An 8,983-nucleotide genomic window follows, 5' to 3' on the forward strand; every position below is an offset into this window, starting at 1 on the left:
ATATAACGAAGAAGAACGACGGTGATAAGGAAACTGGTGGGGAGAATCCAACGACACCGCCAACAGGTGATGGTAATAATGGGGAGAATCCAACGACACCGCCAACAGGTGATGGTAATAATGGGGAGAATCCAACGACACCGCCAACAGGTGATGGTAATAATGGAGAGAATCCAACGACACCGCCAACAGATGATGGTAATAATGGAAACAACGCAGGATCTGGACAAACTACAACCGATAATCAAAACACAAAAGAAACTGTAAGTGAAAATAAAGAAGCAGATAAAGAGGAACGTGATTTACCGAAAACAGGTGCAAGTGTTGCTTCTACAATTGGAGCGGGTCTTGCGTTTGTTGGAGCGGGATTACTTATGTTATTTAGAAGAAAGAAAGCAAATAGATAGTACAGTATTGTACAAAAAAAGGATTACCAATTACGGTAATCCTTTTTTATGTGTATATTATGAAACTGGTACTGCTTTTTCTTTTTTCCAAGAAAGACCGAATCCAGTAAATCCAACGATAATAGTTATGACTGGACAAGCTAAACAGAAGATTGCGTATGGAACATAATCGATTGTTGGAACGCYAAGGACGTTTGWTAAGAATACGCCACTTACACCCCATGGTACGAGCGGRTTAATWACTGTACCWGCATCTTCTAGTACTCGTGATAAATTACGACGTTCTAAACCGACTTCATCGTATTTGTTAGCGAATGCTTGTCCTGTTAAAACGATTGATAGGTATTGCTCGCCGAGTAAGAAGTTTACACCAATTGCAGTGGAAGCGGTAGAAATAATTAAGCGTGTACTAGTTTTTACAAAGCTAGAGATGATATTCATCAGCTGCGCTATAATACCCATTCCTTGTAATAATCCTCCCATACAAAGAGCTAGGAAAATAAGAGCGATTGACATCATCATACTTTGTAAACCACCGCGGGATAATAAGCTATCAATATCTTTCATACCAGTTTTAGAAATGTAACCGTCTTGCATAATTTTCATTAAATCAGCTAAAGAAGTACTCGGTTTAAAAATAAAGAGAATGATTATCCCTACTACGATTCCAGCAAGTAATGTTGGAACTGCTGGAACTTTTTTAAATGCGAATAGGAACAGTAATAAAATCGGAATAAGTGTAACGATAGAAATCGTTGCATTTTTTTCTAACGTATTAATAAAAGTTGAGAAATCAATATTGCCTCCAGATCCACTTCCTAAAATGAAAAATGAAATAAAAGCAATAATGAAAGCTGGAACTGTCGTCCAAAGCATGTTACGAATATGTTCAAATAAATCTACACCCGTTACAGCTGGAGCTAAGTTTGTTGTATCAGATAAAGGGGACATTTTATCCCCAAAGAATGCACCAGAAATAATTGCACCAGCGATAAGAGCTGGATCGTATCCAAGAGCACTACCCATGCCCATAAAGGCAAGTCCTACAGTTGCAGCAGTTGTAAAAGCACTACCGATACTCGTTCCAACAATTGCACAAACAACAAAAACAGTTGGAACGAAAATTTTAGGAGATACAAGTTGGAAGCCGTATACCATTAAAGTTGGAATTGTTCCAGCTGCGATCCAAACACTAATTAATACGCCTACAAGTAAGAAAATAAATATAGATGGAATACCAGCTGAAATACTACTGATCATCCCTTTTTCCATAGTAGACCAAGAGAGTTTTTTCATAAATCCAAACGCTAATAAAATAACGATACCGAATAAAATTGGGATATGCGGTGAAACTTCTAATTGAATAACACTAAAACCAATACAGAAAAAGATAAAAATTGTTAAAAGAACAGATTCAATTTTTGAAACCATTGTTTTTCCCCCCTAAGTAATTTAAAATAGCTCTTTTTTATATAAAATTCGCCAATATTGTATATTTCCTTCTAAAATTTAGAATTTTGTGACAAATTACCGGTAATTGTCAACATCTCAATATGATACGGAAATGATTGGATAAAAAAACGCCCCTGCATATAATTATGCAGGGACGAAGAAATCGCGGTACCACCCTAGCTTGTGAAAGGAATGTATCACAAAATAAAGGGTCATATGATATGCGCTCATAAAATAAAAACGCCCCTGCAATATATGCAGGGACGAAAAATTCGCGGTACCACCCTAAATTGTGAAACAGTTTCATTTCACCACTCTTTAGACATAACGGTCTAAACCGTCTTTCACTACTCCTCACGTTTCGTAAAAGAAGCTCCAGGGGGTAATTCATAAATCGCTCTGTACTGGTTCGCACCGACCACCAGCTCTCTGAAATCAGAAAACGAAATACTACTAAATCCTATCAACGCCGATTCATATGATGTTAGTTAAATTTTTATCATATATTCATCATACATGTCAATAAAAACATTCGATATTTTTTTAGGGAAATAAAGGAGAAATGTTTTTCATACTGTAAAAATGTGCGTTATAATGAATTTGAAAGGGGAGGAAAGAGTGAAGAAAAAAATAATTCTTTTTACCACCTTACTAGTCGTTGGCGGAAGTGCTGGAATTTACACAGCTTTTGCAGCTGAATCAGAGCAGTCGAAACAAAAGCAAATACAGCAGTCAGAAGTGAAGAAAGTGAAAGAAACTGAAGAGAAGAAATCGATGGAAAAAGCAGCTACGAAACTAGGAGTTTCTACTGAGGGGAAAACAAAAGAAGAGGTTACAAAAGAAGTAGATAACGCTAGATTTGAGCAGCGCCATGATTTGTTAATTGAGCATGCTAAGCAACTTGGAATTGATACAGAAGGAAAAAAAGATGAAGAGATTATTTTAGAAATTGGAAAGATACAACATGGAAAGTAGAACAACTTATCGTATGATAAGTTGTTCTTTTTTGAGAACTGTTTGATTTAAAAATAATTGACAGTCATTTGTTTTTAATGTTAACTATATTTATAAATAAGTTAACATTAGGGGTGACAATTGTGGCTGTTAATAGTAACACGAGTGAAAAATCGTCTTATACATATGAAGAATTATCGAAGAAGAATAAAGATTACGTATGGCACCCATTTACACAAATGAAAGATTATTTAGAAGAAGATCCTGTCATTATTGAACGTGGAGAGGGAAGAAAGCTATACGATGTAAATGGAAATGAATATTGGGACGGTGTTTCGTCTATTTGGTTAAATGTTCATGGGCATCAAGTACCGGAACTAGATGAGGCAATTCGTGAGCAATTAAATAAAATTGCTCATTCTACTATGCTAGGACTTGCTAACGTTCCATCTATTTTATTAGCAGAAAAAATAATTGAAGTTGTACCAGAAGGTTTGAAGAAAGTATTCTATTCAGACTCTGGTTCTAGCGCCGTTGAAATTGCAATTAAGATGGCCTTTCAATATTGGCAACATAAAGGAAAACCGAAAAAACAAAGATTTGTTACATTAAAAGAAGCATATCACGGTGATACGATAGGTGCTGTTTCAGTAGGAGCAATAGACTTGTTTCACCAAGTGTATAGTTCACTATTATTTGAGGCAATTAAAATGCCGTATCCATATACATATCGTTCTCCTTATGGAGATAATAAGGAACAAATTGTAAAGAAACATTTAGAAGAAATGGAAGAAATGCTACAAGAAAAACATGAAGAAGTAGCAGCTATTATTGTGGAGCCATTAATGCAAGGTGCTGGTGGGATGATTACAATGCCAAAAGGATACTTAAAAGGGCTTCGCGATTTATGTACAAAATACAATGTATTATTTATTACAGACGAGGTAGCGACTGGATTTGGGCGTACCGGGAAAATGTTTGCATGTGAACACGAGGATGTGACGCCAGACATTTTAACAGCCGGAAAAGGTTTAACAGGTGGTTATTTACCGGTGGCAATTACGGTAACGACAGATGAAATTTATAATGCCTTTTTAGGAGGCTATGAAGAACAAAAAACGTTTTTCCATGGTCATAGTTATACAGGGAATCCGTTAGGGTGTGCCGTAGCAATTGCAAATTTAGAACTATATGAAAAAACTAATTTAATAGAAGATGTTGCGCATAAAGCAGAATATGTAGCGGCACAATTAGAAGCTCTTAATGAATATAAGCACGTAGGAGATATTCGTCAGTGTGGGCTAATGGTTGGTATTGAACTTGTGAAGAATAAGGAAATGAAAGAATCGTTTGAATGGACAGAAAGAGTCGGCGTTCAAGTATGTAAACGTTCAAGAGAGCTGGGCATGATATTGCGACCACTCGGTAATACGATTGTATTTATGCCTCCTCTTGCATCTACGGTGGCTGAGATTGATGAGATGTTACGCATTTTATATAAAGCAATCTCGGATGTTACGGAGGGAGAGTAATGAGTGGTTTCTTTATAGCAGCAACGGATACAGAAGTTGGCAAAACGGTAGTGACAGGAGCATTGGCAGGTATATTTCGAGAGCGTGGACATAATGTTGGTGTATATAAACCGTTGCAAAGTGGACATGTTGCATCAAATCCTGAGGGTGATGCAGCAAGRTTAAAAGCATTATCGGGTGTACCGACAAAAGAAGATGAAATTTGTCCTTATTCTATTGAAGAACCACTTGCTCCGAGACTTGCTATGAAAAGAGCTGGAAGGACGGTAATGTTAAAAGAAATTACTGCTCACTATAATGAACTACTAAAAGAGTTTAATAGCCTATTGGTAGAAGGAGCTGGTGGGCTTGCMGTYCCATATACAGAAGAYGCTTTAGTGATTGATTTTGCAAAAGAATTASAGCTCCCTCTTATTGTAGTAGCGCGTCCGACACTAGGGACAGTTAATCATACTGTCTTAACAATTTCTTATGCAAAGGCACACGGTTTAACAGTAGCGGGTGTAATTTTGTCTGGTTGTAAAGAATGTGAAAAAGAAAGAGTGCAAGAAAACAAAGAAATGATTGAGGAGTTAAGTGGAGTACCTGTTTTAGGTTTATTACCATTCCTTGAAGGTGAGTTTACAAGGGGAGAATTATTGGAATCGGTAAAAGAACATATTATGATTTCAAAATTAGAGGAGCTCATCCAAAATGAATCAAATGTGGCGCACGCATCTTCAATCTAAAGTAGAACAATTAAAGGAGCAAGGGCAGTATCGTAATTTACATGTAACAGAGAAAGCGGAAGAGACATGGCTTATTCGAAATGAGAAAAGGATGCTAAATTTAGCATCAAATAATTATTTAGGGTTAGCTGGAGATGAAAGGTTGAAAGAAGCTGCTATTGYCTGCACGAGAAAATATGGAACTGGAGCGACAGCATCTCGTCTCGTTGTAGGAAATTATCCACTGTATGAAGAGGTTGAGAGAAGTATATGTGATTGGAAAGGTACTGAAARAGCWTTAATYGTAAATAGCGGGTATAWAGCAAATGTAGGTGCTATATCTGCTTTAGCCTGTCGTCACGATATGGTTTTTAGTGATAAATTAAATCACGCAAGTATTGTTGATGGAATTATATTAAGCGGAGCAGAGCATAAAAGATATCGTCATAATGATTTGGATCATTTAGAAAAGATGTTGCAAATAGCGTCACCAGAAAAGAGAAAATTAATCGTAACAGATACGATTTTTAGTATGGATGGAGATATTGCATATTTGAGAGGCTTAGTTCAGCTGAAAGAGAAATACGGGGCRATCATTATAGTTGATGAAGCACATGCAAGTGGAATATATGGAATCGGTGGAGCMGGATTATCTCATGTAGAAAAAGATATTGCTCAAAAAATTGATATACATATGGGGACGTTTAGTAAGGCTTTAGGGTGTTATGGTGCGTATTTAACGGGTGATTCCATTTATATAGAGTATTTACAAAATATGATGAGAAGCTTGATTTTTACTACAGCTTTACCACCAGGAACATTAGGGGCGATCCGAAAAGCAATTGAAATTGTGAAAGAAGATAACGAAAGAAGAGAGCGACTTATAGAGAATGGTGCATATTTCAGGACGCATTTACAAGAAGCTGGTTTTGATATTGGGAATAGCTCAACTCATATTGTACCGATTGTAGTTGGRTCAAATGAAAATACTTTACGGTTTAGTGAAAGGTTACAAGAGGTAGGTATCGCAGCCATTGCAATTCGTCCGCCGACTGTTCCAGTTGGTAGTTCTCGAGTCCGTTTTGCAGTTACGTCACAACATACAATAGCCGATTTAAAATGGGCTATTCAGCATATTATACGCATTGGCAAAGAAGAGGGGTTTTTAGTATGAAAGAGCTAAAGCTTATTTTTATTCCAGGATGGGGAATGGAAGAAGGTGTTTGGACTTTGGTTCTGCCGTATTTTAAAGGATATTCTGTTCAATGTATAGATTGGCGTAACGTGAAAGAACAAAGTGAATTTGCRGGGCGAATAATAGATGTAGCGCAGGATGAAAATGTAATTTTAGTTGGATGGTCACTAGGAGCGTTAGCGGCAATACAAGCTTATAAAAAGATTAAGACCCAAGGTATGGTACTAATTGGTGGTACCGCTAAATTTACCAATACAAGTGACTATACAAGTGGATGGAATTCCTTGCATGTAGAACGTATGAAAAAGAATTTAACGAGAAAAAAAGAAGATACTTTGAAGCGTTTCTATGAAAATATGTTTACAAAAAGTGAGCTGAGGGAGAATACGAGTTTTGAAGAGATTGCGAAGAAGTTTAAAGGAGACACGATTCATTCTTTACAATTAGGCTTAGATTATTTAATAGAAACAGATATGAGAAATGAAGTAATAGATATGAAAGTCCCGCTGTTACTCCTTCATGGAGAGCAGGATGTAATATGTCCATTGTCTGCAGCCCATAGTATGGCGAATAATACGAATGCCAATCTAAAAGTAGTAAGCGGTGCTGGGCATGCATTATGTGTAACGAATTTTGAATATTGCGCAAATGGAATTATTCAATTTGTAGAGGGGATACGACATGATCAACAAAACGTTACTGCAAAAACGGTTTAACGGGGCGGCTGTATCCTACGATCAATATGCAAATGTACAAAAAAAGATGGCGCATTCGTTACTTTCTACATTGAAGGAACGATATAGTGAAACATCATCGATACGTATTTTAGAACTTGGATGCGGGACAGGATATGTAACAGAGCAATTATCAAATTTATTTCCGAAAGCTCATATTACAGCTGTGGATTTTGCTGATGAGATGATTGCAGTCGCGAAAACTAGAAAAAGTTTGGGAAATGTGATGTTTCGATGTGAAGATATTGAACAATTAAAATTAGAAAATCCATATGATGTCATCATTTCAAATGCTACATTTCAATGGCTTAATGATTTAAAAGAGACAGTGAAAAATTTATTTAACTATTTGTCTGAAGAAGGAATATTATTATTTTCCACGTTTGGTAATACGACTTTTCAAGAATTGCATACGTCTTTTCAGCGTGCTAAGAAAGAAAAGGGGATACACAATTGTRCTTCAATWGGACAACGMTTCRTTTCGAAAGAACAGTTAGTGAATATATGCAAAAATCCATTAGGAAATGTACATGTTTCTGAAACGTGTTACATAGAAAGCTTTACAGAAGTTAGGGAGTTTCTACATTCTATTCGAAAAGTAGGRGCRACCAATAGTAATGAAGAGTCTTAYTGTCAAAGCCCTTCACTCTTTCGTACGATGCTTCGTATATACGAAAGAGACTTCACGGRAAAAGAAGGGATAATGGCAACATATCATGCTTTATTTACGTATATAACAAAAGAGGGGAAGAGATGAAATGAAACAAGTACAAACAAAAAGGGATTGGAAAAAACTTGCATACGACGTAGTAGAAGAGAAAATGATTACGAAAGAAGATGCAATTGCAATATTAGAAGCTGATGATACAGAGGTTTTAGAAATTATGAATGCAGCTTACATCATTCGCCATCATCATTTTGGTAAGAAAGTAAAGTTGAACATGATTATAAATACGAAATCTGGATTATGTCCTGAAGATTGCGGGTATTGTTCACAGTCTATTATTTCAGAAGCACCGATTGATAAGTATGCATGGTTAACACAAGAGAAAATTGTTGAAGGAGCGCACGAAGCAATTCGTCGTAAAGCAGGTACATATTGTATTGTTGCATCTGGTCGTCGTCCGACGAATAAAGAAGTAAATCACGTTATTGGAGCAGTTAAGGAAATTCGTGAAACGACAGATTTAAAAATTTGCTGTTGTTTAGGATTTTTAAATGAAGATCAAGCAGGTCAGTTAGCAGAAGCTGGTGTGCATCGTTATAATCACAATTTAAATACGCATGCCAACAATTATGATAGCATTTGTTCAACGCATACGTATGACGATCGTGTTGATACAGTCCAAAAAGCGAAGCAAGCCGGTATTTCTCCATGCTCTGGAGCAATTTTTGGAATGGGAGAAACGATTGAACAGCGCGCTGAAATTGCATTTGAATTACAACGTTTAGATGCGGATTCTATTCCATGTAATTTCCTTGTTGCTGTAAAGGGTACTCCGCTTGAAGGACAAAAAGAATTAACACCTGTAGAATGTTTAAAAGTGTTGGCGATGATGCGTTTTGTAAATCCAACAAAAGAAATTCGTATTTCAGGTGGTCGAGAACTTAATTTACGTTCTGTACAGCCACTTGGTTTATTTGCAGCAAACTCTATCTTTGTCGGGGACTATTTAACAACAGCTGGACAAGAGCCGACTGCGGACTGGGGTATGATTGAAGATTTAGGATTTGAGATTGAAGAATGTGCGCTATAAGATAGATGAAAAGCAAACTCTTTAAAGGGGTTGCTTTTTTTTGTAAATAAAATGTAATAAAAGTCCATTAACGCTTGATAGTAGTCACTTTTGGACGAGAAAAATAATTTTGTGGACGAATTTTCCAAGCCCYAATTGTACATAGTAAAWATGTAATTTATATCGGGTTGGAGGATTTTACATGCACAAATATATATTAGCGATTATGACTTGTCTAATTTTACTAAAAGCAATAAGTGCTGATC

At 36.4% G+C, this 8,983-nt stretch carries 9 protein-coding genes and 1 other annotated feature; of the genes, 8 read left to right on the forward strand and 1 reads right to left on the reverse strand.

All coding sequences use genetic code 11. The annotated features are described in order from the left end of the window. A partial coding sequence (locus tag AC1DJR_RS10510) for an LPXTG cell wall anchor domain-containing protein (protein WP_477002560.1) occupies nt 1-407 on the forward strand: 407 nt, incomplete at its 5' end. A gap of 57 nt (nt 408-464) precedes the next feature. Here the strand turns inward: AC1DJR_RS10510 and nhaC are convergent. Further along, nucleotides 465-1,838: a Na+/H+ antiporter NhaC gene (nhaC, locus tag AC1DJR_RS10515; RefSeq protein ID WP_477002561.1), complete on the reverse strand. Its 1,374-nt coding sequence runs from the start codon at nt 1,836-1,838 to the stop codon at nt 465-467. Between the two features lie 277 nt (nt 1,839-2,115). Next, nucleotides 2,116-2,335, reverse strand: a binding site (T-box leader). A gap of 142 nt (nt 2,336-2,477) precedes the next feature. Between nhaC and AC1DJR_RS10520 the strand changes: the two genes are divergently transcribed. The 7 genes from AC1DJR_RS10520 to bioB all read left to right on the forward strand — a co-directional run bounded on the left by AC1DJR_RS10520 (nt 2,478) and on the right by bioB (nt 8,738). Next, complete coding sequence (locus AC1DJR_RS10520) at nt 2,478-2,834, forward strand: hypothetical protein (protein WP_002192577.1); 357 nt, start codon at nt 2,478-2,480, stop codon at nt 2,832-2,834. A 77-nt stretch (nt 2,835-2,911) separates the two neighbouring features. Then, nucleotides 2,912-4,345 (forward strand): adenosylmethionine--8-amino-7-oxononanoate transaminase, encoded by a 1,434-nt coding sequence (gene bioA, locus AC1DJR_RS10525; protein ID WP_002033857.1) that lies wholly within the window; start codon nt 2,912-2,914, stop codon nt 4,343-4,345. Then, complete coding sequence (bioD, locus tag AC1DJR_RS10530) at nt 4,345-5,073, forward strand: dethiobiotin synthase (protein WP_477002562.1); 729 nt, start codon at nt 4,345-4,347, stop codon at nt 5,071-5,073. Before bioA ends, bioD begins: the two co-directional genes overlap by 1 nt. Beyond that, nucleotides 5,039-6,226, forward strand: coding sequence for an 8-amino-7-oxononanoate synthase (gene bioF, locus AC1DJR_RS10535; RefSeq protein WP_477002563.1), 1,188 nt, complete (start codon nt 5,039-5,041; stop codon nt 6,224-6,226). Before bioD ends, bioF begins: the two co-directional genes overlap by 35 nt. Further along, a complete protein-coding gene (locus tag AC1DJR_RS10540) occupies nt 6,223-6,963 on the forward strand; it encodes an alpha/beta fold hydrolase (RefSeq protein ID WP_429687756.1) in 741 nt (246 codons plus the stop codon). Before bioF ends, AC1DJR_RS10540 begins: the two co-directional genes overlap by 4 nt. Next, nucleotides 6,929-7,738, forward strand: a complete 810-nt coding sequence (gene bioC, locus AC1DJR_RS10545) for a malonyl-ACP O-methyltransferase BioC (RefSeq protein WP_477002564.1) — start codon at nt 6,929-6,931, stop codon at nt 7,736-7,738. Before AC1DJR_RS10540 ends, bioC begins: the two co-directional genes overlap by 35 nt. Before the next feature lies 1 nt (nt 7,739). Further along, on the forward strand, nt 7,740-8,738 hold the full coding sequence (bioB, locus tag AC1DJR_RS10550) for a biotin synthase (protein WP_002014986.1): 999 nt from the start codon (nt 7,740-7,742) through the stop codon (nt 8,736-8,738). The last annotated feature ends 245 nt before the right edge of the window (nt 8,739-8,983 follow it).

The sequence above is a fragment of the Bacillus sp. 05T31 genome (genome assembly GCF_056396725.1).